Source organism: Desulfuromonas acetexigens (genome assembly GCF_900111775.1).
GTDB lineage: Bacteria > Desulfobacterota > Desulfuromonadia > Desulfuromonadales > Trichloromonadaceae > Trichloromonas > Trichloromonas acetexigens.
Genome location: NZ_FOJJ01000008.1, coordinates 35016 through 58899, shown reverse-complemented (window position 1 = coordinate 58899; position 23884 = coordinate 35016). Strand labels below are relative to the sequence as shown.

The following is a 23884-nucleotide window of genomic DNA, read 5'->3' as shown; positions in this document are numbered from 1 at the left end:
TTGGTGTACTTGAAATCGGCAAACAGGCGGTCAAGAAGTTCTTTTTCGATGGCCATTTGGGCTCCTCAGAGGGTGGGGGGCTGGTGTACCCCGGAATGGCCATTTACACAAACTAAATTACACCCTCGAGAAAGTTCTTACGAATTGGCAACTCAACATTACTCTCAGGCGTGTATCGTGCACCTAACGCAGCTTTCGTTTTTTCAAACTGATCAATGAACCATTCTTGGTTAAATGCATCTATATCAAACCAATATAAAACCCGACCGCCATAAACAGCGTTGTCATTTGACAACCGACCGACCAGTTCACTCTTCCCCCATAGAGTGATCGATAGCTCTCGACCCTCATCCTCAGCCTTTTTAAGCCACTTTTTGCGCCAGTCTTCCCACTTACCACGAGCGGATTTGCTTTTTTCTTTTCGGGCATCTGGCAAATCAAATGGGATGCAGACCACATACTCTTTAAGATTAGGATGTCTATCGAGAGCAGTACGGATTGAATCGTCAAGCTGGGAACCAAGACCGTCCCATTCAAAAACATATTTCGCCTGCAACCCAACTTCCGAACCATCGGGGTTTCGGTGATAACATTCAACCCCGGCATCAGCACCGCGCCCTTTTCTATAAAACTCATAACCAGGAGGGGTTTCCAGATAAGCCAGTTGAGAACATAGTTCTTCAAAACCAGAATGGCGGCTCCCATCATAGGGCCGTATATTTACAAAGTTTATGTCAGGCAAACTCATCCCACCTCCAAAACCAAATACTAATCATAAGTAACTAATATCTTTGGAAAAACAATTTAGCCATCTAAATTACAATGTAAACCTGTGCCAAAAAACGCTAAAATACTCGTAAGCTTTCCCTAAAATTGACCGTTCTAAATTGGAGTTTAAATTAAAAACCGCTGCCGCCAGTGTCATGCTGGCAGCAGCGGTTTGGGTCCTTCCACAGGTTTGAATTTCGATCCCGACTACCATCTATCCCTCCGACTAATCCATAAAAATAAAACATTTTCAATTTAGACTCTACTCTGGCCATCGGTCAAGGTTATTGGCCGTCCGACGAAACATCTCGGATTGAAGATCTGGGAGGCAAGAGGCTCTGTCTGCCTGCTCTCGCAATTCCTGCAAGGTGAGAAATCCCCATCCGGATCGCCAGGGACTGTCATAATTGGTGGATGGTTTTCATCGGAATAAGCCGATCACTTCGTAGCACCTCCCCGTATGCCGGCGCGTGTTGGAAGGGCGAGCGGAGGGGAAGTTGACATCAGGCGGGGCGAATGGTGGGAGAGGTAGGGGCAGGGGCAGGCCTTTGTGCCTGCCCCTGGATATGACGTTTGGGTGAATCAGACCGCGACTTCGAGGCGAAAACCGTCGTAGTGCAGGCGGGGCGCCTTGGTTTTTCCGCGTTTTTCCAATTCGAGGAGATCCATTTCGAGCAGGATTTTGACATCCTCGGAAACGTTTTTCATGTCTCGTCCGGCGAGGGCGGCCAGCTCCTTGATAGAGTCGGGGCGTTTTTCACGGATGAGCCTGAGCAGGGCGAAACGCTGCGGAGTCATGGCCCTGCGAAAGGCCTCGAAGCTGGTGAAAGAGTACTCCGGCTCCTGGGGTGCGACCGGTTCGCCGCGCATCACGGCGTTCATCGTTTCGGCGCATTCGTTCAGCATCTGCTCCTGGGATTTGATGATGATGGTTTTAAAAGTGGCTTTCATGTTTGGCATATTGGACCAAGTGTTTTAGGGGGGAAGATGCTTGGCCTGAAAGACCAATTGATTTTCAATTCCTTCAGCCTTCAGCCTTCAGCCTTCAGCCTTTCCTTTGCCGGATCCTTCGTCTTTTCCGGGCCTTGCAGAATTTTTGCGTCGAGGCTGTGGGCGATGCCGCGGAGCATGCCGTCGAAGACGAAGTTGTGGAAGGGCCAGACAGCGTACCAGTAGAGGATGCCGGTGAGACCCCGGGGGAGGTAGCGGGCGGTCTGGATGACGAGGGTTTCTCCCGGCGCGCTTTCGCTGAGGCGGAATTCGAGGAGCGCCTTGCCCGGCAGTTTCATTTCGGCGGCGAGCAGCAGGCGCTGGGGCTTGTCGACCTCGGCGACCCGCCAGAAGTCGAGGGCGTCTCCCGGCGCCAATTCGAGGGGACAGCGCCGTCCCCGGCGTAGGCCGATGCCCCCCGCCAGTTGGTCGAGCAGGCCGCGCAGCCACCAGAGCCAGTTGGCGTAATACCAGCCGGTGTCGCCGCCGATACAGGAGACCGCCCGCCAGGTTTTATCGATGGGAGCGGCCAGGCGGATTTGGCGGGCGTCGTCGTAATGGGTGCCGCCCGCCCAGGAGGCATCGCCGGGGGTGCTCCAGGCGGCCGGAGGGATGGCGCCGGCATCGCTCCAGGAACTTTCCACCGTCTGCCCGCGCAACTGTTCGAGGGCGGCGCGGATCGACTGGCGGCAGTCGAGAAGCTCTTGCGGGATGAGTTCGCGGATGCGGGTTTCGCCGCAGACCACGGTATTGCGCAACCCTTCGGCCAGGGGGCGGGCCAGCGCCGCCGGCACCGGCGTGACCAGGTTGATCCAGTAGGAACTGAGGCGCGGGGTGAGGACCGGGACCGGCACGATCCAGCGGCGGGGCAGGCCCGCCTCCTCGGCGAAAATGCGCATCAGTTGCCGATAGGTGACGACCTCGGGCTGGCCGATGTCGAAGGTCTGCCCGATCGTGTCGTCGCAGCCCAGACAGCCGATCAGGTAGGTGAGGACGTTGCGGATGGAAATGGGCTGGCAGGGGGTGTCGACCCAGCGCGGGGTGACCATCACCGGCAGGCGCTCGACCAGGTAGCGGAGGATTTCGAAGGAGGCGCTCCCCGAGCCGATGATCATCGCCGCCCGCAGGACCGTCGTCGGCGTCTTGCCGGCGCGCAGAATCTTCGCCACCTCGGCCCGCGAGCGCAGGTGCTCGCTGAGATCGGGGGCATCCTCGCCGAGGCCGCTCAGGTAGATGATCCGCTCCAGACCCGCCGCTTCGGCGGCGGCGACCATGTTGTCGGCGGCGGCGCGATCGCTGGCGGCGAAGTCATGGCTGGTCGGATTCATGGAATGAACCAGGTAATAGGCGGCGCGGCAGCCCTGACAGGCGCGGATCATCGACTCCCGGTCGAAGAGATCGCCGGCGACGATTTCCAGGCCGGGATCGTTGGCCCAGGGTCGGTCGCGGAGTTTGGCCGGGGTGCGGGCCAGGGCACGTACCCGGTAGCCTGCTTGCAGCAGGCGGGGAATAAGGCGGGCACCGATATAACCGGTGGCGCCGGTAACGAGGACGGGTGTTTGCGGATCGATGGGCATGGAAGCTCCTTGTCGGTTTCTCGTTGGTGGTTCGAAGACTGGAAATTATTCCAGATGAGCCTACAATTACAACCAACGACGGGAAAATGCCCGTTCTTTTTCAAAGGAGAAAACCGATGCGCATATCCCGGTTCCCGTTGTCCTGTGTGCCCCTTTTGTTGCTCGTCACCTTGTTGACTGGCTGCCCCAACCGCCAGGAACTGCCCTTGGTCGACGACCGTGCCGGGCTGCTCGCCCCGAAGCGGGTCGGCCGCCTCACGGCTTATCATGACCACCTGCTGCGGGATCTCGACATCCACTTCCACTTGACCATCTTGGATGAAAGCCCCGGCGATCTGGATCAGGCGGCCGTCGAGCTGTTCGAGAAGTTGCGGTTGGGGGAACCCACCGGTGGGGCGCGTGGGGTGCTGCTGCTTGTCGATCCTCGGGGCGGGCAGGTACGGCTGGAAATCGGCTACGATCTGGAAGGAATCTTTCCCGACGGCTTTGTCGGTTATGTTGAACGGGAACAGCTGACGCCCTTTTTCGCCGCCGGCCGGGTGGCCGACGGCATCGAGGCGACGGTGGAGCTGCTGGTGGGGCGGGCGCTGGGGGAGGTTCCCGCCGACTATCGCGGGGCGGTCAAGCTGGAGCACCTGAGCGGCGGGGGTGGGGCGCGCAGTGTTGTGGCCATCGGTTCCGGCAGTGAAGCCAAGGGGTTTGTCGAAGATCGCGGCCGTTTCGTCGCCCAGCCGACGCCGCGACAGACCCTGGAGCGCTATCTGGAAGTCTTGCGCGAGCAGGTGAAAGATCCGCAGCTCAGCCTCTATACCCCGGAGACGCGTGCCTTTTTTGCCAAGTGGCTGGTAACCGATGCTCAGCAGAATAACGAACGCAAGGGATTGGAAGCGAACCTGCCCGCCGTCGAGGAGCGCATCGCCGGCGATCTGGCCGTACTGCGCTTTCCCGTCGACAACCGCCAGGCCGCCCCCTATCTGTTGCGACAATCGGCCGAAGGCTGGCAACTGGACATGGCCGCCATGAGCCGCCTGATCGGCTTCAACCACAAAAACCAGTGGTTCTTCCGCGCCGTCGATCACGAATTCATCTTCGCCTTTGACGATGTCAAATTCGATGGGAACGGTTTTCCCTATCGCTGAGAAGGGGGGGGCAGGGGGCCAGATGTTGCGCTTTACCGGGAAGGCTCTTTGCTGTAGACTTGGTTTAACAAGTTGGTTGAAAAAAGGAGTAAGTCTATGCGGTCTGTCAATCTGCACGAAGCGAAAACCCACCTTTCCGAACTGGTCGGCGCGGCGGCGGCCGGGGAGGAGATCGTCATCGCCCGGGCGGGGAAGCCGCTGGCGCGGCTGATGCCCCTCGAAAAGGCCGAGCCGCGGCGGCCGGGATTGGCCAAGGGACGGGTGACGGAGGCTTTTTTCGAGCCCCTGCCCGAGGAGGAGCTGGCGTCGTGGGAAGCCTGAGTGAGCTGATTCTTGACACCCACGCGTTGCTCTGGTGGCTGTTCGACGATCCGCATCTTTCCGAGTGCGCCCGCCAGGCCATCGCCGATCCGGAGCGGCGGATCTGGGTCAGCGCCGCCTCGGTCTGGGAAATCGCCACCAAGGCCCGGCTCGGCAAACTGCCTGAAGCCGGCGACGTGCCGCACAGACTGCCCCATTACCTGCGCAAGGCCCGCTTTCTCGAATTGCCCATCACCATCGAGCAGAGTCTCAGGGCCGGCTCTCTCCCCGGTCCCCATCGCGACCCCTTCGATCGCATGCTTATCGCCCAGTCCTTCATCACCGGCTACCCGGTGGTGACCGTTGACCCCGTCTTTAGGGACTACGGCACGCAAGTTCTCTGGTGAATTCCCGCCAAGGTTGTCTGTCGTTTCGATAAATCCCTTGCGTACAATTATGCGTACATGTACAATTTCGAGTACGTAAACTTAGAGGGAGAACGCCATGGACACCATCAATTATTCGTCTTTCCGAAGCAACCTTGCCCGTGTCCTGGACAAGGTCAATGACGATCACAAGCCGGTTCTGGTTACCCGCCAAAACGGCAAGCCCGCCGTGGTCATCAGCCTGGAGGATTTTCAGGCCTACGAAGAAACCGCCTATCTGATGGCCAGCCCGAAAAATGCCGCGCGCCTGAATCAGGCCATCGCCGAAATCGAGGCTGGATGCGCGCAACGGCACGAGTTGATTGAAGAATGATTCTGTCCTGGGCGGAAAAGGCTTGGGAGGATTATCTGTACTGGCAGCAGACGGATAAGAAGACGCTGAAGCGGATCAACACGCTGCTCACCGAGATCAAGCGGCAACCCTTTACCGGGATCGGCGATCCGGAACCCCTCAAACACCATTGGGCCGGCTACTGGTCGCGGCGGATCGACCGGGAGCATCGTCTGGTCTATAAAGTCACGGAGAACGCGATTTTCATCGCTCAGTGTCGCTACCATTACTGACAGTGTCGGTCGCTGATATAACAAAAAAGCCGGCCGCTCGGTGCATCTCCGAGCGGCCGGCTTTTTCTGTATCGGAAGGGGATTCTCCTCAAAACTCCTGGGGCATGACTTTGACCTGGGCGGCGGTGAAAACCGGGCCGTCTTTGCAGACGTAGACGTTGCCGACGTTGCAGCGGCCGCACTTGCCGAGGCCGCATTTCATGCGGTTTTCCAGGGTGGTGTAGATGGCGTCGTCGGCGAAGCCGAGTTTTTCCAGCACCGGCAGGGTGAACTTTATCATGATCGGCGGCCCGCAGACCAGGGCGATGCTGTTCTCGGCGGCGGGCGCCGCCTCTTCCAGCACCGTCGGCACGAAGCCGACCTTGCCGTCCCAGCCCGGGCCGTCGCCGCCGGGATCGACGGTCTTCACCAGACGCACGTCGGCGCGCTCCTGCCACTCCGCCAATTCCCGTTTGTAAACCAGATCCGCTTCGCTCTTGGCGCCGTAGACGATGGTGATGTCGCCAAAGTTCTCCCGCTGGTCGAGGCAGTTCCAGATCAGGGTGCGCAGGGGGGGGAGGGCGATGCCGCCGGCGACAAAGACCAGATTCTTGCCGTAAAACTCCTCGATAGGGAAGGAGTTGCCGTAGGGACCGCGCACGCCGATGGTATCCCCCACCTCCAGTCGCCGCAGCGCCTCGGTGACCCGCCCGGCGGCGCGGAAGCAGCACTCGATGGCGCCGGTGCGGGTCGGCGACGAGGCGATGCAGAAGGTCGCCTCGCCGTAACCAAAAGCCGAATATTCGGCGAACTGGCCGGAACGGAAAGTGAAGCTGTCGCGGATGCGCTCGTCCTGAAAGACCAAGCGAAAGGTGCGCACGTCGTAGGTCTCGTCAATGGTCGCCTCGATAACGGCAAGATGAGGCTTGTAGATGTTTTTATCAGGAAAATGCATGTTTTGAGGTCCGAGGAACGAGGACCGAGGACCGAGGATAAGCTTTTCCTCGAACCTCGTTCCTCGCACCTTTATCCTTTAGTGTTAATGTCTTCCAGCACCGCCGCGAGGTCGATGCCGACGGGGCAGGCGCGGATGCAGCGGCCGCAGCCGGTGCACAGAGTGCGGCCGAACTTGTCGTGGTAGTACTTGAACTTGTGCATAACCCGGTTGCGGTAGCGGTTGGCTTGGGCATCGCGGGGATTGTGGGCGGAGGCGTGCAGGGTGAATTTGCCGAAGCCGCAGGCGTCCCAGGATTTGCGCCGGCAGCCTTTGGCCTCGCTCCCCTCGTCGACGATGTCGAAGCAGTGGCAGGCCGGGCAGAGGAAAGCACAGGCGCCGCAGCCGATGCAGTGGGCGGCGATTTCCCGCCAGAAGGGGCTTTCGAAGTGCCCGTCCAGCCAATCCTTGATTTTTGCCAGGTCCAATTCTGCCGCGTGGGGTTCCGCCAGGGGCAGGCGCGGCGCGCTTTCGGCCTGGGTGAAGAGTTCGCCGTGGCGCTCCAGCAGGGCCGCCCCTTTGTCGGTCAGGGCCTCGGCGGCATAGCCGCCCCCTTCCAGCGGGATGAGGAAGAGGTCGGAGCCCTCGCGGTTGTCGGGAGCCAGACCGACCGCCGTGCAGAAGCAGGCGTCATCGGCGCGGGTGCAGGCGATGCCGACGATGGTCATCTTGCGCCGTCGTTCGAGAAAAAAGTCATCCTGATAGTCCCAGGAAAAGACCGCGTCGAGGATTTCCGGCGCCGCCGCGTCGCAGGGGCGCGGGCCGATCAGCACCGTGGCCGGCAGGCGGGAGAGGTCCGGATCGCGGACGCTGGTATTCGTCCCCTGCCGCTCGAAGCTCAGAATCTCCTCGCAGGGCGGAAAGAACGTCTCCTTGGCCGAGCGGCGCGGCTGTTCGCTTAGCTCCAACTCCTCCCCCCGGGTCAGCGGCGCGTAGAGGGTCATGGTGTCGACCCGTTTCGGACCGACCACCCTTATCCCCGCGCCGACGAGGGCGTCGATAAGGGCCTGGAGGTTTTCTGCGGTGATGGTTCTGGGCATGATGGTGTCGTCCCGGCGGTAGGGGCGCAGCATGCTGCGCCCTTACGAATTATTTAATGAACGACTCGTCGTCGTCTTCTTGGTAGCTGGTCAGCGGCCCCTTTTCCTGGGGCGTCAGGCCCGCCTCGTAATCGAAGCGTTCCTTCAACTCCTCGGCCATCTTGCGGTTGAGCAGGTTCAGGGGGATGTCCATGGGGCAGACCCGTTCGCATTCGGCGCAACCGGCGCAGCGCCCCGCCAGGTGCATGGCGCGGACGATGTGCCAGCTCAGATTGCCCGCCGGCCGCACCGAGTTTTCCACCGCCTGCGGCCGGTTGCGGTCGCAGAGGCATTGGGCGCAGAAACAGAAGGGGCAGACCTGACGGCAGGCGAGGCAGCGGATGCAGCGGGAGAACTGCTCCTTCCAGAAGGCCCAGCGCTCCGCCGGGGTCAGGGCCTCCAGCCGGGCCAGTTCCTCGGCCTCGACGGGGGTGAGTCGCGGCAGCGTCGGCAGCGCTCCCGCCGTGAAGTCGACCTCCGCAGGCAGCTGGACGGTGCATTCCCGACACTTTTTCGCGATGGTTTCCGCGCTCAGCGGCAGGCTCTGGTCGGCATTGGCGGCGAAGACTCCGGCGCAGGCGATACCGATGATATGGAGTTTTTCGCGCTTGACCTGCGATTCCCCCAGCAGCCCGGCCAGAGCGCGCAGGTCGCAGCCCTTGACGATGATCGCCAGTCTCCCCGTGGGCACGGCATCCTGCTTGGCCTTGGTCAGATAGAGGCTAAGGTTGTTGCGGCAGGCGGGGGAGAAGATCAACTCGGCGGTCCGCTCCGGCGTGGTGACGACCGCCGGCAGGGCGGTCCCGGCGCGGCGACCGGCGACGTAGCCGATAACGGCGGCGACGGCACCTTCCTGCAGCAGCCGTGCCGCCTCGTTGCGGATCGCCTCGGTTACGGCGGCGTAATAGGTTTCATCCACCAGCGGGGCCGACTCGGCTTTTTGTGCGGTTTGGTTCATTTCGTCAGGCCTTGGTCGGGGCGAATTCTGGTTTCGCCCTATTGGCTATGGTTCCGGATTTTGGACAGGCACGGGGTCCTGCCCCTACGGGATGGCGTTGTACGCTGCTTGCAGTTCCGGTGCAGTCGGTAGCGCCGACCAGTGTTCTTCCATCTCCAACTCCAGAAACTCCCGCATCGGCCCCATCTCGCGCACCCGCTCGGTCAGTTCCGTCACCACCTCGACCCATTTGCCCCCTTCCGCCGCCGAGACCCAAGAGAATTGGAGGCGGTTGAGGTCGACGCCGACGAAATCGAGGAGGGCGCGAAAGGCGGCGAAGCGGCGGCGGGCGTGGAAATTACCGGCCATGTAGTGGCAGTCGCCGGGATGACAACCGGAAACCAGCACCCCGTCGGCCCCCTTCTGGAAGGCGCGCAGGATGAAGACCGGGTCGATGCGCCCGGTGCAGGGAAACTTGACCACCCGCACGTTGGGCGGGTACTGCATGCGGCTGGTCCCCGCCAGGTCAGCCCCGGCATAGGTGCACCAGGTGCAGACGAAGGCGACGATTTTCGGTTCGAAGGCGTGATGGTGTTTTTCGGTGTGCATCTGGTCCTCGTAGGGGCGCAGCATGCTGCGCCTTGTTTTTGGGGCATAGGCGGGCGCAGCATGCTGCGCCCCTACATCACCAAGATCACAGAGCCTCGATTTGCGCCATGATCTGCTCGTCCGTATACCCGTCGAGTTCGACGGATTTCGAGGGGCAGGTCGCCTGGCAGGTGCCGCAGCCGCCGCAGACGCCGGGGTTGACCCAGGCCACCACCTTGATCAGGTTGCCCTGGCGGTCGCGGATTTCTTTCTCTTCCACCGCGCCGTAGGGGCAGACCTTTTTGCAGGCGAGGCAGCCGACGCAGAAGCGCTCGTTGACGGTCGCGACGATCGGCTCCCGCTCCAGTTGCTCTCTGGCGAAGAGGGTCATCACCTTGGCCGCTGCCGCGCTCGCCTGGCTGACGGTGTCGGGAATATCCTTCGGCCCCTGGCAGGCGCCGGCGAGATAGACGCCGGCGGTGGCGCACTCCACCGGCCGCAACTTGGCGTGGGCCTCCGAGTAGAAATGGTACTGGTCGTAGGAGATGCCCAGCTTCTGGGCGAGCTGGTCGGCGCCTTCGCGGGGCTGCACCGCCGTGGCCAGCACGACGAGATCCGCCTCGATCTCCACCTGGATGCCAACGGAGATGTCGCTCCCCATCACTACCACCTTATCCCCCTTCTGGTAGAGGCGGCTGACCATGCCGCGAATGTAGACCGCTTCCTCCTCCTCGATGGAGCGCCGCCAGAACTCGTCGTAGCCCTTGCCGGGGGTGCGGGCATCCATGAAAAAGACGTAGGCCTGGCCGTCATGCACCTTATGTTTGTAGAGCATGGTGTGTTTGGCGGTGTACATGCAGCAGATTTTCGAGCAGTAGGAGATCCCCTTTTCCCGCGCCCGGGAGCCGACGCACTGGATGAAGACGACCGCCTTCGGTTCTTTGCCGTCGGAAGGGCGCAGAATTTTGCCGCCGGTGGGGCCGGAGGCCGAGGCCAGCCGCTCGAAGGTGAGGCCGTCGATGACGTCGGGAATCTTGCCGTGGCCGAATTCGCCGTAGCCCTTGATCGCCGAACCCTTCGGTTTTTCGCTGATGTCGTAGAGCTTGAAACCGGTGGCGACGACGATGGCTCCGACCGGCTCGACGATGAACTCATCCTGCTGGGTGTAGTCGATGGCTCCGGGTCCGCAGACCTTGGCGCAGACCCCGCATTTGCCGGACTGGAACCAGGTGCAGTGTTCCCGGTCGATGACCGGGGTGTTGGGCACCGCCTGGGGGAAGGGGACATAGATGGCCGGTCGCGTCCCCAGGTTGCGGTCGAAGGCGTTGGGAATCTTTTTCTGCGGGCATTTGGTCATGCAGACGCCGCAGCCGGTGCATTTGGCCATATCGACCGAGCGCGCCTTCTTGCGTACCTTCACCGCGAAGTTGCCGATGTAGCCGTCCACCTGCTCGATTTCCGCATAGGTGTGCAGGGTGATGTTGGGGTGGTTGACGACGTCGACCATCTTCGGGGTCATGATGCACTGGGAACAGTCGAGGGTCGGGAAGGTCTCGGAGAGCTGGGCCATGTGCCCGCCGATGGAGGGCTCCCGCTCCACCAATACTACCTGGTGGCCGCAGTCGGCGATATCGAGGGCCGCCTGGATGCCGGCGATGCCGCCGCCGATGACCAAGGCCCGCTTGGTGACCGGCACGGTGATCGGTGCCAGCTTTTTGTTGCGCTTGACCCGCTCCACCAGCATGGTGACGATGGCGATGGCCTTGGCCGTCGCCTCTTCCCGGTCTTCGTGGACCCAGGAACAGTGCTCGCGGATGTTGGCCATTTCGCAGAGGTAAGGATTCAGGCCCGTCGCCTGGACTGCCTTGCGGAAGGTCTTTTCGTGCATGCGCGGCGAGCAGGCGGCGACCACCACGCCGTCCAGCCGGTGCTCGGCCACCGCCTTTTTCAGCAGGCTCTGGCCGGGGTCGGAGCACATGTATTTATAGTCGGTGGCGTAAGCGACGCCGAAGAGGCCGCGGGCCGCCTCGGCCACCCGCTCCACGTCGACGGTGCGAGCGATGTTCTCACCGCAATGGCAGACAAAAACGCCGATTCGGGACATAAGGAAACCTTTTGGGGCTGAAGACTGAAGTCCGAAGACTGAAGGAAAAGTCGATAGTTTCTCCCTTCAGTCTTCGGACTTCAGCCTTCAGTCTCCTAAAATAAGTTCTTTTTCTTCAACAGCGGTAGCGGGTCGACGATCATGCTGTCGAGGCCGAGTTTGCCGGGCGGGACTCCGGCGGCGAGGCCGAGCAGCTGGGTCATGTAGAAAATCGGCATGTTAAAGCGACGGCCGGTGGCTTCCTCGATTTCCTGCTGGCGGATGTCGAGATTGCCGTGACACAGGGGGCAGGCGACCATGACGCAGTCGGCCCCCGCCTCCCGAGCCGAGGCGAGAATATCGCCGGAAAGCTTGATGACCACACCGGGGCGCGACAATGTGAAGTTGGCACCGCAACATTCCAGGCGATGGCTCCAGCTCACCGGCTCGGCGCCGACAGCGGCGATGACCCGCTCCATGATCGTCGGCGCCTCGACGCAGTCCAACTCCGGCACTTCCGGCGGGCGGGTCAGCAGGCAGCCGTAATAGCAGGCCACTTTCAACCCGGCGAGCGGTTTCTTCGCCGCCGCTGCCAGTTGCTCCAGACCGTAATCCTTGGCGAGAATCTCCAGCAGGTGCTTGACCGGCTTGCTCTTGTCGAATTTGCCGTCGATGGCGTATTCGACCTGGCGCCGCTTCTCTTCATCCTCCCCGAGCCGGTGTTGGGCGGTCTTCAGGCGGGAGAAGCAGGAGGCGCAGGCCACCGCCATGTCCCCCTCGACCTGCTCGGCGAGAACGAGATTCTTGGCGCAAAGGGCGAGGGAAAGGAGTTCATCCACATTGTGGGCGGGGGTGGCACCGCAGCAGAACCAGTCCGGCACTTCCTTCAGGCCGATCTTCAGCACCCGGAAGAGTTCCCGGGTCGACTCGTCATATTCTTTGGCCGAGGCGTGCAGCGAGCAGCCGGGGTAGTAGGAATAGCTCAACACAGGCTTGCTCGGGGTCACAGCGCTTCTCCCTTTTCGCGCAACTCTTCAATGCGCCGGAAGATCCTTTCGATCTCTTTGATGTTCTTGTTTTTCTGATGAAACATCTTGAGCTTGCCCTTGCTCATCAGCTTCGGGCCGAGCATGAAATCCTTGAGCAGCTTACCGCTTTGCAGATTGAAGACCGCCGCCAGGCGCATTTCATACTGGCGGCCGTAGGTGCGAATATTTTCCAGAAAGATTTTATTGGCCAGTTGCACCAACGATTCCTTGGACGCCCCTTTGGCATCCCAGGAGCACTTGCGCAGGGCGTCCATGATCGCCGCCAGGTCGACCTTGTTCGGGCAGCGGGCGGTGCAGGTCTCGCAGGAGGCACAGTACCAGATGGAGCGTCCGGCCAGTACCCGTTCGAATTGTCCCAACTGCAGGAGGCGGACGATGCGGTTGGGGGGATGTTCCATGTAGGAGCGCATCGGGCAGCCGGCCGAGCATTTGCCGCACTGGAAGCAACGGCTCACCGAGCTGCCGGAGAGCTTTTCCACCTTGCGCACGAAGTCGAGATTCATCGTTTCGGCGGAGAGGGTCATTTTAGAGTTTTTCATGGCGACGCCTATTTAGTAAAACTAAAAAAGTTGTTTGGGCCGGCGATCTGAGAGGGTTTATCCTTTTTCTGTGATAGTAAGTGTTTTACTGTTTTTTCGTATATAAACGCCGTTTTAGTCCTTTGTCAAATAAGATTTTTTTCATGCATTCTGAGGTAAAATTTAAATTCAAGTAAATTTTATTCTCATTTGAGTAGTAGAAACGAGTAGGCCGGTCACTTATTCGTCAGCTCGAGGTGTCTGAGATGAACGCTGATAAATGCGGCTCTGAAAGCTCAGGTTATACTTGAGTTTGGCACTGTCCGTGCATTAATGAACCGCCAAGAGGAACGCAAATGACTTGAAAAATAAGAGGAATTTTATCTTCGGGGATTTTTGACTCAGGCACAACAGCAGGAGGAATTATGACCATGCATGGGGAAGAGACAGCCTGTTTGCAGGACTTCAACGGACCGAACAGCTATGTGGCGGGTTTCGAGGAGCAATGCCGGGAGCGTATCGTCGGCTTGCAGGCCCGTTCCCGCCAGGGGCTCTGGGGCTTGACCCTGTTTGCCCTGCTCAGCGCCGGCATCTATGCCGCGCCGGCGTCGACAGTGCTTATCTCGCCGAAAATGTTCGACCTGCTCGGTCCTTCGCCCCCTGTTTCGCTGATCAGCCTGGCGTTGGTGATTTACTGCTTTTCAGCGCTGGTGCTGGCCATGCCGCGCATCGTCGATGGCGGCGAGCGTTATCGCGGCTGGTCGATGCTCGGTTATGTCTCGTGTTTTTACGGATTTTATTTCTACGCAGGGGCGTTGGAGGTGAATTTCTGGGCGGTTTTCGCGGTTGGCGCGCTGTTGCTGAGCCTGGAGTATGTCGGCGTCCTGATTCATTGTCGCGCCGCCGTGCGTGAGGAGAAAGCCGCCATCGAACGCCATCGCCGGCTGGCGCAAATGTAGCCTTCGGCCTCTTGGCAAGGGCCAATGAGGCGGATTAAATAGTCGGTTTAATCGCGACCCCCCGTCCGGCAAATGACCGGATGGGGGGTCGTTTTTTGTTCGTGGGCTGATGAAAAACGCCCATCTGCGGCGTTGTCCTCATCCCTCGTCAACGACGTACCTTTCAGGTACGCCTTATTCCTCAGGATTTCGTCCGCCTTGCATCTGGGCATTTTTGATCAGCCTCGCTTATGGGGGGTTAGAGGCAGACGCGCAGAATCTGTTCGAGGTCGGTGATCCCCATGAAGATCTTGGCCAGGCCGTCCATTTTCAGGGTGGTCATGCCGTCTTCCAGGCCGATGTGCCGCAGTTCCTCGGCGGTGGCCTGGCGCTTGATGGCGCGCTTGAGGTTTTCCGTCCCCATCAGCAGTTCGTGAATTCCCAGACGTCCCGAGTAGCCCGAGCCTTCGCAGCGGTCGCAGCCGACCTTGCGCATCAGGGTGAGGTTCTCGCTGTAGGGGGGCATGTTGTGCAGTTCAAACCACTCCTTGCCATAGTGCAGCACCAGATCCTCATACTCCTGCCGCCCCGGATGGTAGGGCTGCTTGCATTCGTTGCAGAGTTTGCGGGCCAGGCGCTGGGCGAGGACCCCGAGCATTGCCTCGGCGAAGTTGATGGGGTCCATGCCCATTTCGATGAGGCGCACAACCGTTTCCGGGGCGCTGTTGGTGTGCAGGGTGGAGAAGACGAGATGGCCGGTGAGGGAGGCTTCGATCGCCGTTTTCGCCGTTTCCGCGTCGCGCATCTCGCCGATCATGATGACGTCCGGGTCGGCACGGAGGAAGGAGCGCAGCGCCGCCTGGAAGGTGAAACCGATCTTGGCGTTGACCTGCACCTGGCGCAGGCCGGCCTGGGTGATTTCCACCGGATCCTCGGCGGTCCAGATTTTGCGGTCCGGGGTGTTGATATGCCCCAGGGCCGAATGGAGGGTGGTCGTCTTCCCCGAGCCGGTGGGACCGACACAGAGGACCACGCCGTAGGGCTTGGCCAGGCAGTCCTTGAAGTTCTTCAGGTTGGCGGCGGAAAAGCGCAGGTCGTCCAGGGGCAACGCCTTGGCGTTGGCGAGCAGGCGGAGCACGGCATCTTCCTGCCCGCCGACCGAGGGGGTGATCTCCAGGCGGAATTCGAGATTGCGCTTGCCCGAGCGGATCATGATCTTGCCGCTTTGCGGCCGCCGGCGTTCGGCGATATCCAGGCGCGACATAATCTTCAGGCGAGAAAGAATCGCTTGTTTGAAGGTCGCGGAGACCTGGTGGGCGACGCGGCAGACGCCGTCGATACGGTAGCGGATACGAAAAGGCGCATTGCCGATCCCCGGTTCGAAGTGGATATCCGAGGCGTTTTTCTGATAGGCGTCGATCAGGATGTTGTTCACCAGGCGAATGATCTGGCTGTCCGCCTCGGAGAGTCTGTTCTCCTCCACTTCCTCCTCGACGGTAACGACCTCTTCGGCCAGTTCGCCGATGAGGGTGCCGACATCGTCCTTGGGCGCCGTGGCCGCGGGGTAATATTCTTCGATCGCCTTGGCGATCTGGGCGCGGGTGGCGACGCCCAACTCGATGCGGCAGTTGGCGCTGAAGCGCAGGCTGTCAATGAGATTCGGGTCGGTGGGGGAGGAGGTGACCACCACCAGCAGGTCGTTCTTTTTTTCGATGGGCAGCACCTGCAGGCGGGTAACGATCTCCCCGGTCAGGGTCGCCAGGGCCGCCTGGCTGGGAACGATCTTCTCCAGATCGACGTGGCGCAGACGGAATTTTTCCGCCAAGGCATTGAGCAACTGATCCTCGGTGATGAGCCCGCGATCGATGAGAAGTTCGCCGATGCGTTTTTTCTTGCCATCCTTCTGAGTGGAGATGGCTTCCTCGACCTGTTGCCGGGTGACCAGGCCGGCGGCAACGAGGATGTCGCCGATACGGGCCTTGGCCAGCGCCCGCCCCCGGTCGGTGGCGTTGGCCACGGTCTTGTCGATGGTCTCCTGGGGAATGTCGTTCTGTTCGGCGATGATCTCTCCGACCCGACGGGTGCGCAGTTTCTGCTGCACCTCCAGGGTTTCTTTCATTTCGTCGGGGGAAACCAGCCCCTTGGCTTCGAGAAAATCGCCGAGGAACTTGCGATTTTTGCGGTCCTTGATGCCATGGTTGCAGAAGAAGATGCGCAGCCAGGGGCTGCCGGTATCGACGGGGACGGCGAAGAAGCCCCCAGAAATTTCCTGGCGGGGAGGGATGTTCACCTGATAGCGCACACCGCTGATCGTTTCCACTTCCTCCATGGCGTCGAATTTGGCCGGAGGCAGCTCGCCGCTCGACGGGTCCCGGTGAAAAAGGATACAGATCAAATCGGGCAGGGGATAGCCGAGGCGGATGTCGGTATCTTCCAGCAGAACCTCGACGTCGTTTTTGCCTGGGTCGAAACTTTCGGCCAGGGTGGCCGTGAGTTCTTCCCCATCCATGAATTTCAGGGTGATCCGTTCTTCGCGCATAGTCAGTCAGGCCTTTGGATGTTGTTGACAAAGACTTCGCGGGGGCGGCTGGTGCCGTCCGAGGGGCCGACGATTCCTTCCTGCTCCATCTTCTCGATCATGCGCGCCGCCCGGTTGTAGCCAAGACGGAGCCGCCGTTGCAGCATGGAGATGGAGGCCTGGCGAGTATCCGCGATCAGGGCCAGGGCATCGTCCCACTTCTCGTCATATTCTTCCTCCCCATCCCCGCCATTGTCCGAGGCGGGAGGCGCGGCGAGGATCGATTTGTCGTATTCCGGCGTCCCCTGTTTCTTGAGGAAATCGACGACCCGCTGCACTTCCAGTTCGGAGACGAAGGCTCCGTGCACCCGTTGCACGGCACCGGTTCCCGGCGGCAGAAAGAGCATATCGCCCATGCCGAGCAGGGTTTCCGCCCCCATCTGGTCGAGGATGGTGCGGCTGTCGATGCGGGAGAAGACCTTGAAGCTGATTCGGGTTGGGAAGTTGGCCTTGATGAGGCCGGTGATGACGTCGACAGACGGCCGCTGGGTGGCCAGAATCAGGTGAATACCGGCGGCCCGGGCCATCTGCGCGAGGCGGGCGATCGATTCCTCGATCTCCCGGCCGGCGACCATCATCAGGTCGGCGAGCTCGTCGACGATGACGACGATATAGGGGAGGTGGCCGTGCTCCAGCTCTTCTCCCTCTTCGATGGTCACCGGCGGCAGTTCATCCTCCTCCACCTCCACCGGTTCGACGATGAGCTTTTCCTGGGCCTTAAGCTCGGCCTTGTCCTTTTCTTCCTTGGCGATCTTCTTGTTGTAGCCGTCGATGTTGCGCACGCCCTTGTCGGACATCAGCTTATAGCGCCGCTCCATCTCCCGTACCGCCCAGTTCAGCGCCAGGGCGGCCTTCTTCGGGTTGGTCACCACCGGCAGCAGCAGGTGGGGAATCCCCTCGTAGATGGAGAGTTCCAGCATCTTTGGGTCGACCATGATGATGCGCACCTCCTCGGGGGTGGCCCGATAGAGGAGGGAGAGGATCATGGTGTTGATGGAGACGGACTTGCCGCTGCCGGTGGAACCGGCGACGAGCAGGTGCGGCATCTTCGCCAGATCGGAGACGACGGTGCGGCCGAAGATGTTTTTGCCCAGAGCCATGGGGAGCTTGCCGCCGGTTTTCTGGAACTCTTCCGACTCGAAGATCTCCTTGAGGTAGACCGTCTCTCGCTCTTTGTTGGGGATTTCGATGCCGACCACGCCGCGCCCGGGAATGGGGGCGACGATGCGGATCGAGAGAGCGCGCAGGGCCATGGAGAGATCGTCGGAGAGGCCGGCGATCTTGTTGACCTTCACCCCCGGTGCCGGGGAAAATTCGTACATGGTCACCACCGGCCCCGGCTTGACTTCGACCACTTCGCCGTCGACGTTGAAATCCTTGAGCTTGCTCTCCAAAATCTTGGCGTTGGCCATGAGCGCGTCGCGGTCGATGGGGAGGGGAGCCTCCCCCTCGTGGGCGAGCAGCGACAGGGAGGGTTTGTGATAGGTGCCCGAAGGTTCGAGAAACTCAAAGGCTTCCTGCTCGGGTGGGGGCTCGTCCTTGCGTTTCTTCTTTTTCGCCGGCGGCGTTACCTCCAGGGTCGGACGCACTGGCGGCGCGATGATGGTCGGCTGCTCCTGTTTCTCCTTGCGTTTGCGGGCGCGAAGTTCCCGTTCGGCGGCACGCTGCTCGCGGCGGCGCTCCATCTGGCCGCCGACTCGGGTGGCCATACCTTCGAGAAAGAGCACCATCGAAAAGCGGGCGCCGAGCATGAGGGAGATGAGAAAGAAGACAAAGAGGAAGATGCCGGCGCCGGTGACATTCAGATAACGGGAGAGGACCTCGGCCAGCAGCCGTCCGGCGGCGCCGCCGGCTTCCTCGATCCGCTGCCCGAAAATGACGACCTCGTGAAAGCGCAGGGCGATGAGTCCGGCCAGGGAGAGGATCAGCATCAGGATCGCCCCCCCTTTGTAGAGGCGCACCTTGACCGAACGGAACTTGAGCAGGCGCCAGGCGAAGAGAAAGCAGGCCAAAGGCAGCACCAGCGCGACCAGCCCCAAAATCTGGATGAGCAGATCGGCGAGATTGGCGCCGACCACCCCCCCCCAGTTGCGGATAGTGGCAGAGGTGATGTTGTTGTTGAAGGAGGGGTCCGACGTATGAAAAGACACCAGGCTGAGCAGGATAAAGATCCCGACGGCGAGGCAGAGGACGCCGGCGATCTCCTTTTGCAGATGTTCCCGGATCAGTGGCGGTTTGTTCTGAGGCATTAGCGCGTCCGATTACAGAGTGAGGGTCAAAGCCAGGCTGCCCGCCAGCCAGCAGTAGAGGGCGAAGGCGAAGAGCCGGCGCTTGCGAATGACCGCCAGCAGAAAATGGATGGAGAGCATGCCGGCGGCGAAGGCGACGGCGGTTCCCGTCAGATAGAGGGGGAACTCCCCGGCGGGGACGGCGTGCAGGTCGCGCAAGGAGAGGAGAGCCGCGCCGAGAACGGCGGGGAGCGCCAGCAAAAAGGAGAAGCGCGCCGCCGTCTCACCGTCGACGCCCCGCAGCAGTAACGCGGCGATGGTCGAGCCGGAGCGGGAGATGCCGGGGATGATGGCGCAACCTTGAACGGTTCCGACCACCAGGGCGTCGAGGAACGTCAGATCCTTCTCCTTGCGATTTCCGCGCCGGAATTTTTCCGAAACGAAGAGCACGGAGCCGGTGACCAGCAGCATCAGCCCCACCAGCGGGATGTTCTCGAACATCCCCTCGAAATAGTCTTTGAAGGTCAATCCGATAATGGCCGTCGGCACCGAACCGGCGATGAGCAGCAGCAGCAGTCGACGGTGCAGGACCGCCTCCTCGTCCTTGCGGAAGGGAGAACTCAGCAGGTTTGCGAGGTCGCGGCGGAAATAGAGAACCACCGCCAGCATGGTGCCGAGGTGCAGCAGCACGTCGAAGAGAATGCCCGGCTGCTCGAAGCCGGGGAGCATGTGCTGGGTCATGGCCAGGTGTCCCGAGGAGGAAACCGGCAGAAATTCGGTCATGCCTTGAATCAGGCCAAGGAGAACAGCGTGCAGCAGCGTCATGGAAATCCTTGATTCGGTAAGTTGGTTTTATGTCGGGGACGGACCGCATCCGTCTTTTCCGGCTGAATACGCTTCTCTTCGCAGGGGCGCAGCATGCTGCGCCCGTACAAGGCGATGCATAATGCGTTTCCCCCTGGGCGCACACCGGGAGGCCCCGACGGCGGAACGGTTCGTGACCCGCCCGGTTAAAGTTCCAGAATTACCGGCAGGATCATCGGCCGGCGTTCGATGGTGCGGTTGAAGAAGCGGCGCAGGGTTTTGCGGACCTCGACCCGCAATTCCTCCCAGTCGCCGAGCATGGCCAGGCTGTGTTCGGCGAGGGTGTCGCACACCGCCTGTCGGGCCAGTTCCATGAATTCACCGCTTTCGTCCTCGGTGACGAAACCCTTGCTGTGGATCTCCGGCCCGTAGAGGATCTCGCCGGTTTTCTGGTTCATCGCCAGAATCACCATGACCATGCCGTGATTGGCCAGATGGCTGCGGTCGCGCAGCTGCATGACGCCGACATCGCCGACCCCCTTGCCGTCGACGAAAATCCGTCCGCTCTCCAGCCGTTCTTCGAGGCGCAGGCCGTTTTCCGAAACCAGCAGGGGCTGCCCGTTTTCCAGGACGACCGCGTGTTCCGGCGCCACCCCCATGCGCCGGGCCAGTTGCGCATGTTTGACCAGATGCCGGTATTCGCCGTGCACCGGCACAAAATAACGGGGCTTGACCAGGGAATGGACGAGTTTGAGTTCTTCCTGGCTGGCATGGCCGGAGACATGAACCTCGCTCGTCGTCTCGTAGAAGACCTCGGCGCCGCGCCGGTAGAGGTGGTTGATCAGGTCGGAGATGGCCTTCTCGTTGCCGGGGATGAATTTCGACGAGAGGATGACCGTATCCCCCGGCTCCAGGTAAAGCTGCTTATGGTCATCCATGGCGATGCGGGCGAGGGCCGAGAGGGGTTCCCCCTGGCTGCCGGTGGTGATGACCAGCACCTGGTCGCGGGGGATGTCCCGCAGATCACGCAGCTCGATGAGAGCCGAATCGGGGATGTTCAGATAGCCGAGTTTGCGGGCGATGTCGGTGTTCGTCACCATGCTGCGGCCATTGATCAGTACGCTGCGCCCGCAATCAACGGCCGCATCCACTACCTGCTGAATGCGGTGGATATTGGAGGAAAAAGTCGCGACCATGACCAGGCCGCTGCACTGAGGGAGGATCTGCTGAAAGGCCTCACCGACCACCCGCTCCGAGAGGGTGTAGCCTTCCTTTTCGATGTTGGTCGAGTCGGCCAGCAGCAGCAGCACGCCCTCCTCCCCGCACTGGGCCAGTCGGGGGAGGTCGGTCGGCTCGCCGTCCACCGGGGTCTGGTCGAGCTTGAAGTCGCCGGTATGGATGACTGTCCCCGCCGGGGTGCGGATGATCAAGCCGGCGCCGTCGACGATGGAGTGGGCGGCGCGGTAGAATTCCACCGCAAAAACCCCAAGCTGAACGCTCTGGCGGGGGGAAACCGTCTCCAGGCGGGCGCGACCGGCGAGCTTGTGCTCCTCCAGCTTGCCCCGCAGCAGCCCCAGCGTCAGGGCCGTGCCGTAGATGGGCGGGCAGCCGAGGGTTTCGTAAAGAAAGGGGATGGCGCCGATGTGGTCCTCGTGGCCGTGGGTCAGAACCAAGCCGCGGATATCCGCTTCCCGCCCGGCCAGGGCGGAAACATCGGGAATGACCAGATCGATCCCCATCATGTAGGCCTCGGGGAACATCAGTCCGCAGTCAATGAGCAGCAAATCCCCCCGGCATTCGAGGACCATCAGGTTCAGCCCGATTTCGCCCAGCCCACCGAGGGGCAGAATGCGCAGGGCGTCGGGATGCAGTTCGGGAGAATGGGCGAGAGTGCTCATGGGCAAGCCTCCAGGGCTGCCGCGATCCGCTCCTGCACGGTCGCAAGCAGCTTCTCGGTGTCGGCGGAGGTCAATTCGGCGGTGGCGATGGCCGGCAGAATCCGCACCTCGATCAGCCCGCCGTGAATCCGGCGGCTGGTCTTGGGCATGATCGCGAAGCTCCCGGAAATCGCTACCGGCTGCACCGGCACGGCGGCCTTGAGGGCGATCAGGAAGCCCCCCTTCTTGAAAGGTTGCAGGATGCCGTCGGCGGAGCGGGTGCCTTCGGGAAAGATCACCACCGAAGCGCCGTCGCGGATGCGCTTGGCCGCTTCGGTCATGCTGTGCAGGGCCTTCCTGCGGTCCGAACGGTCGAGGGGAATGTAGCCGGCGCGGCGCATGGCCAAGCCGAACAGGGGAATGCGAAAGAGTTCTTCCTTGGCCAGCCAGCGAAACTGTCCCGGCAGTCCGGCAAAAAGCGCCAGAATATCGAAATTGCTCGCATGGTTGGACATATAGATGACCGGCTGGCCGGCGCGCAGATGCTCCTGGCCGCTGACCTTCAGCCGCACCCCGGCCAGCAGCAAGCCGACCCTGGCCCAGAGCCGTGCGTAGTTGTGCAGATAGTCAGGGCTGATGAAAGACAGGGGAACGCCGGTGACGATGACGAACAGGGTCCAGGGGATGAGGGTGGCGAAATAAAAAATGGTACGAATCATGGATTGATAAGTCTCCGCAAATGCTCGAATAGGTTAGTTTAGTGGCACCGGCAGAGGGAGTCAAACCTTTTCGCGGCTTTGCTGAAAGCGCCATGTTCCCGGCGGGAAGGAGGTTTTAATCCTCCATGTTCGCAGGCGCCGTCGTCTTGGGGAGCGTGGAGAAAGAGCTTTAATTCCCCATCTTCACCGTGTATCATGCTTACCTGTTTTGGCGAGCTTTGCGTTCGTTCGTTTTACCGCGTGTAAGGAGGAATCATATGTCCGTTAACAAAGTCATCCTCGTCGGCAACCTCGGCAAGGATCCCGAGCTTCGCTATACCCCCTCCGGGGCTGCCGTCGCGACCTTTTCCCTGGCCACGTCCGAGCGCTACAAGGACCGCGAAGGTCAGCAGCAGGAAAAGACCGAGTGGCACAACATCGTTGCCTGGCGGCAACTGGCCGAGATCTGCGGCAAATATCTGCACAAGGGCAAGCAGGTCTATATCGAGGGGAAAATCCAGACCCGCTCCTATGACGACAAGGATGGCAACAAGCGCTACATCACCGAAATCGTCGCCGACCAGATGCAGATGCTCGGCGGGCGCGGCGACGAAGGCGGTGGCCAGCGCGAAGGCGGCTATGCTCCCCGGGGCGGCAACCGCCAGGAAAGTCGCCCGGCCCAGCAGGCCCAGCGCTCAACCCCGGCAACCCCGGCCTACGAAGACTTCGCCGATCCGCCCTTCAATCCCGATGACGACATCCCGTTTTAGCAACCGGTCGTTTCAAACTGTAAACTTTAAGACGCAACCCTCTGTGGTTGCGTTTTTTTTGGGGGGGAAGGTTGGGAAATGGGATAAAAAAACGCCTGACGGCCGGGAATGCTCCGGTCGTCAGGCGTTTTTTTTTCGTGCAGAAAGTGAAGCGATTGTCTTGATCAGTGGGCCATGGCGTCCATGGCTTTGTTGCGCGAGGACTCGACCCGGGCGAGGATTTTCTGCACCTTTTCCTCGGGCAGGAATTCGACGTTTCCGGTTTCGAGCACGTACATGGCGCCGACGACCTTGGCTTTACCTGATTTGACCATTTCGCGGGTCGCCGGGCTTTCGCGGAAGAGGTCCTCGATGGCCTGCCAGACGTTTTCTTCGATGGCGTAGGGAATGATGGCATCGCCGTGAACCTGGGGATACTGTTGGCCGGCGCGCTTCACTGCTGGCTCGATGTTATCGACCAGGGTCGGAATGTTGCGCTCGAGAGCGTGTCCTTCGCCGTGCAGGGCGTGGGTTACAGCGGTTACCGCGCCACACTGGGTGTGGCCGAGAACCACCATCACCGGGGTGTTGACGTGGGCCAGGCCGTATTCGATGGAACCGGCTTCGTCGGTATCGACAACATTGCCGGCGACGCGAATGACGAAAATGTCCATGATGCCGGCATCAAAGATCGCTTCGACGGGAACGCGGGAGTCGGAGCAGCTGATGATCGTAGCGTAGGCGTGGTCCCCCTGGTTTTCCTTGGCGGCCTGGGCAATGCGCTTGGCGTCGATATGGGGGTGGGCCGATTGCCCGGAGACGAAACGCTGGTTCCCCGCTTTGAGCATGGCGATGGCTTCGTCGGGGGAGGGCTTTTTCGCCGTGCTCGAAGCCAGCACCGGCGCTCCGCTTGCCAAGAGCATCGCCGCTACCACCGAAAGCACAATACACACTTTTTTCATTTTCTTCCTCCTGTTGAATGGGTCTCGGGAAAAGCTGCC

General features: G+C 61.0%; 23 protein-coding genes. 7 read left to right on the top strand and 16 right to left on the bottom strand.

All coding sequences use genetic code 11. From position 1 onward, the window contains the following. Positions 1–112: 112 nt before the first annotated feature. From BQ4888_RS05845 to BQ4888_RS05835, 3 genes are all read right to left on the bottom strand, one after another. The gene (locus BQ4888_RS05845) at positions 113–748 is read right to left on the bottom strand and encodes a hypothetical protein (RefSeq protein ID WP_140396596.1); all 636 of its coding nucleotides are present in this window, start codon (positions 746–748) and stop codon (positions 113–115) included. A gap of 602 nt (positions 749–1350) precedes the next feature. Beyond that, positions 1351–1719, bottom strand: coding sequence for an HVO_A0114 family putative DNA-binding protein (locus BQ4888_RS05840; RefSeq protein WP_170232971.1), 369 nt, complete (start codon positions 1717–1719; stop codon positions 1351–1353). A gap of 80 nt (positions 1720–1799) precedes the next feature. After that, on the bottom strand, positions 1800–3335 hold the full coding sequence (locus BQ4888_RS05835) for an SDR family oxidoreductase (RefSeq protein WP_092054891.1): 1536 nt from the start codon (positions 3333–3335) through the stop codon (positions 1800–1802). Positions 3336–3451: 116 nt separating this feature from the next. Between BQ4888_RS05835 and BQ4888_RS05830 the strand changes: the two genes are divergently transcribed. From BQ4888_RS05830 to BQ4888_RS05810, 5 genes are all read left to right on the top strand, one after another. Then, the gene (locus BQ4888_RS05830; protein ID WP_170232970.1) at positions 3452–4474 is read left to right on the top strand and encodes a TPM domain-containing protein; all 1023 of its coding nucleotides are present in this window, start codon (positions 3452–3454) and stop codon (positions 4472–4474) included. 96 nt (positions 4475–4570) lie between these two features. Further along, positions 4571–4795, top strand: a complete 225-nt coding sequence (locus BQ4888_RS05825; protein WP_092054885.1) for a type II toxin-antitoxin system Phd/YefM family antitoxin — start codon at positions 4571–4573, stop codon at positions 4793–4795. Next, positions 4783–5181: a type II toxin-antitoxin system VapC family toxin gene (locus tag BQ4888_RS05820; protein WP_205748050.1), complete on the top strand. Its 399-nt coding sequence runs from the start codon at positions 4783–4785 to the stop codon at positions 5179–5181. The genes BQ4888_RS05825 and BQ4888_RS05820 overlap by 13 nt, the downstream gene beginning before the upstream one ends. Positions 5182–5278: 97 nt before the next feature. Continuing rightward, on the top strand, positions 5279–5533 hold the full coding sequence (locus BQ4888_RS05815) for a type II toxin-antitoxin system Phd/YefM family antitoxin (protein WP_092054882.1): 255 nt from the start codon (positions 5279–5281) through the stop codon (positions 5531–5533). Then, on the top strand, positions 5530–5784 hold the full coding sequence (locus BQ4888_RS05810; protein ID WP_092054879.1) for a Txe/YoeB family addiction module toxin: 255 nt from the start codon (positions 5530–5532) through the stop codon (positions 5782–5784). The genes BQ4888_RS05815 and BQ4888_RS05810 overlap by 4 nt, the downstream gene beginning before the upstream one ends. Positions 5785–5872: 88 nt before the next feature. On the opposite strand, the gene BQ4888_RS05805 is transcribed toward BQ4888_RS05810, so the two are convergent. The 7 genes from BQ4888_RS05805 to BQ4888_RS05775 all read right to left on the bottom strand — a co-directional run bounded on the left by BQ4888_RS05805 (position 5873) and on the right by BQ4888_RS05775 (position 13032). Further along, complete coding sequence (locus BQ4888_RS05805; RefSeq protein ID WP_092054876.1) at positions 5873–6718, bottom strand: FAD/NAD(P)-binding protein; 846 nt, start codon at positions 6716–6718, stop codon at positions 5873–5875. Between the two features lie 71 nt (positions 6719–6789). Beyond that, complete coding sequence (locus BQ4888_RS05800; RefSeq protein WP_092054903.1) at positions 6790–7797, bottom strand: 4Fe-4S dicluster domain-containing protein; 1008 nt, start codon at positions 7795–7797, stop codon at positions 6790–6792. A gap of 49 nt (positions 7798–7846) precedes the next feature. Next, positions 7847–8794, bottom strand: coding sequence for a 4Fe-4S dicluster domain-containing protein (locus BQ4888_RS05795; protein ID WP_092054873.1), 948 nt, complete (start codon positions 8792–8794; stop codon positions 7847–7849). Positions 8795–8878: 84 nt separating this feature from the next. Then, positions 8879–9382: a hydrogenase iron-sulfur subunit gene (locus tag BQ4888_RS05790; RefSeq protein WP_092054900.1), complete on the bottom strand. Its 504-nt coding sequence runs from the start codon at positions 9380–9382 to the stop codon at positions 8879–8881. Positions 9383–9467: 85 nt separating this feature from the next. Beyond that, the gene (locus BQ4888_RS05785) at positions 9468–11465 is read right to left on the bottom strand and encodes a CoB--CoM heterodisulfide reductase iron-sulfur subunit A family protein (RefSeq protein WP_092054870.1); all 1998 of its coding nucleotides are present in this window, start codon (positions 11463–11465) and stop codon (positions 9468–9470) included. A gap of 95 nt (positions 11466–11560) precedes the next feature. After that, positions 11561–12451 carry a CoB--CoM heterodisulfide reductase iron-sulfur subunit B family protein gene (locus BQ4888_RS05780; protein ID WP_092054867.1) on the bottom strand — a complete coding sequence of 297 codons (891 nt, stop codon included), beginning with the start codon at positions 12449–12451 and terminating at the stop codon, positions 11561–11563. Then, positions 12448–13032, bottom strand: coding sequence for a 4Fe-4S dicluster domain-containing protein (locus BQ4888_RS05775; protein ID WP_092054864.1), 585 nt, complete (start codon positions 13030–13032; stop codon positions 12448–12450). The genes BQ4888_RS05780 and BQ4888_RS05775 overlap by 4 nt, the downstream gene beginning before the upstream one ends. A gap of 404 nt (positions 13033–13436) precedes the next feature. On the opposite strand from BQ4888_RS05775, the gene BQ4888_RS05770 reads away from it, so the two are divergent. Then, complete coding sequence (locus BQ4888_RS05770) at positions 13437–13970, top strand: hypothetical protein (protein ID WP_092054861.1); 534 nt, start codon at positions 13437–13439, stop codon at positions 13968–13970. Positions 13971–14208: 238 nt separating this feature from the next. Here BQ4888_RS05770 and BQ4888_RS05765 read toward each other — a convergent pair whose 3' ends face one another. From BQ4888_RS05765 to BQ4888_RS05745, 5 genes are all read right to left on the bottom strand, one after another. Beyond that, positions 14209–16488 carry a GspE/PulE family protein gene (locus tag BQ4888_RS05765; protein ID WP_092054858.1) on the bottom strand — a complete coding sequence of 760 codons (2280 nt, stop codon included), beginning with the start codon at positions 16486–16488 and terminating at the stop codon, positions 14209–14211. Positions 16489–16490: 2 nt separating this feature from the next. Further along, positions 16491–18776 carry a DNA translocase FtsK gene (locus tag BQ4888_RS05760; protein WP_092054855.1) on the bottom strand — a complete coding sequence of 762 codons (2286 nt, stop codon included), beginning with the start codon at positions 18774–18776 and terminating at the stop codon, positions 16491–16493. A gap of 12 nt (positions 18777–18788) precedes the next feature. Next, positions 18789–19580 carry an undecaprenyl-diphosphatase UppP gene (gene uppP, locus BQ4888_RS05755; RefSeq protein WP_092054852.1) on the bottom strand — a complete coding sequence of 264 codons (792 nt, stop codon included), beginning with the start codon at positions 19578–19580 and terminating at the stop codon, positions 18789–18791. 185 nt (positions 19581–19765) lie between these two features. Then, positions 19766–21457 carry a ribonuclease J gene (locus BQ4888_RS05750; protein ID WP_092054849.1) on the bottom strand — a complete coding sequence of 564 codons (1692 nt, stop codon included), beginning with the start codon at positions 21455–21457 and terminating at the stop codon, positions 19766–19768. Next, on the bottom strand, positions 21454–22155 hold the full coding sequence (locus BQ4888_RS05745) for a lysophospholipid acyltransferase family protein (protein WP_092054846.1): 702 nt from the start codon (positions 22153–22155) through the stop codon (positions 21454–21456). Before BQ4888_RS05745 ends, BQ4888_RS05750 begins: the two co-directional genes overlap by 4 nt. Before the next feature lie 257 nt (positions 22156–22412). On the opposite strand from BQ4888_RS05745, the gene BQ4888_RS05740 reads away from it, so the two are divergent. Continuing rightward, a complete protein-coding gene (locus BQ4888_RS05740) occupies positions 22413–22904 on the top strand; it encodes a single-stranded DNA-binding protein (protein ID WP_092054843.1) in 492 nt (163 codons plus the stop codon). A 164-nt stretch (positions 22905–23068) separates the two neighbouring features. Here the strand turns inward: BQ4888_RS05740 and BQ4888_RS05735 are convergent, their stop codons facing one another. Then, complete coding sequence (locus BQ4888_RS05735) at positions 23069–23845, bottom strand: carbonic anhydrase (protein WP_092054841.1); 777 nt, start codon at positions 23843–23845, stop codon at positions 23069–23071. Between the last annotated feature and the right edge of the window lie 39 nt (positions 23846–23884).

Coding starts and splice junctions, on each gene's coding strand:
- BQ4888_RS05845 (WP_140396596.1), bottom strand. CDS start 748: ATGAGTTTGCCTGACATAAACTTTGTAAATATACGGCCCTATGATGGG.
- BQ4888_RS05840 (WP_170232971.1), bottom strand. CDS start 1,719: ATGAAAGCCACTTTTAAAACCATCATCATCAAATCCCAGGAGCAGATG.
- BQ4888_RS05835 (WP_092054891.1), bottom strand. CDS start 3,335: ATGCCCATCGATCCGCAAACACCCGTCCTCGTTACCGGCGCCACCGGT.
- BQ4888_RS05830 (WP_170232970.1), top strand. CDS start 3,452: ATGCGCATATCCCGGTTCCCGTTGTCCTGTGTGCCCCTTTTGTTGCTC.
- BQ4888_RS05825 (WP_092054885.1), top strand. CDS start 4,571: ATGCGGTCTGTCAATCTGCACGAAGCGAAAACCCACCTTTCCGAACTG.
- BQ4888_RS05815 (WP_092054882.1), top strand. CDS start 5,279: ATGGACACCATCAATTATTCGTCTTTCCGAAGCAACCTTGCCCGTGTC.
- BQ4888_RS05810 (WP_092054879.1), top strand. CDS start 5,530: ATGATTCTGTCCTGGGCGGAAAAGGCTTGGGAGGATTATCTGTACTGG.
- BQ4888_RS05805 (WP_092054876.1), bottom strand. CDS start 6,718: ATGCATTTTCCTGATAAAAACATCTACAAGCCTCATCTTGCCGTTATC.
- BQ4888_RS05800 (WP_092054903.1), bottom strand. CDS start 7,797: ATGCCCAGAACCATCACCGCAGAAAACCTCCAGGCCCTTATCGACGCC.
- BQ4888_RS05795 (WP_092054873.1), bottom strand. CDS start 8,794: ATGAACCAAACCGCACAAAAAGCCGAGTCGGCCCCGCTGGTGGATGAA.
- BQ4888_RS05790 (WP_092054900.1), bottom strand. CDS start 9,382: ATGCACACCGAAAAACACCATCACGCCTTCGAACCGAAAATCGTCGCC.
- BQ4888_RS05785 (WP_092054870.1), bottom strand. CDS start 11,465: ATGTCCCGAATCGGCGTTTTTGTCTGCCATTGCGGTGAGAACATCGCT.
- BQ4888_RS05775 (WP_092054864.1), bottom strand. CDS start 13,032: ATGAAAAACTCTAAAATGACCCTCTCCGCCGAAACGATGAATCTCGAC.
- BQ4888_RS05770 (WP_092054861.1), top strand. CDS start 13,437: ATGACCATGCATGGGGAAGAGACAGCCTGTTTGCAGGACTTCAACGGA.
- BQ4888_RS05765 (WP_092054858.1), bottom strand. CDS start 16,488: ATGCGCGAAGAACGGATCACCCTGAAATTCATGGATGGGGAAGAACTC.
- BQ4888_RS05760 (WP_092054855.1), bottom strand. CDS start 18,776: ATGCCTCAGAACAAACCGCCACTGATCCGGGAACATCTGCAAAAGGAG.
- uppP (WP_092054852.1), bottom strand. CDS start 19,580: ATGACGCTGCTGCACGCTGTTCTCCTTGGCCTGATTCAAGGCATGACC.
- BQ4888_RS05750 (WP_092054849.1), bottom strand. CDS start 21,457: ATGAGCACTCTCGCCCATTCTCCCGAACTGCATCCCGACGCCCTGCGC.
- BQ4888_RS05745 (WP_092054846.1), bottom strand. CDS start 22,155: ATGATTCGTACCATTTTTTATTTCGCCACCCTCATCCCCTGGACCCTG.
- BQ4888_RS05740 (WP_092054843.1), top strand. CDS start 22,413: ATGTCCGTTAACAAAGTCATCCTCGTCGGCAACCTCGGCAAGGATCCC.
- BQ4888_RS05735 (WP_092054841.1), bottom strand. CDS start 23,845: ATGAAAAAAGTGTGTATTGTGCTTTCGGTGGTAGCGGCGATGCTCTTG.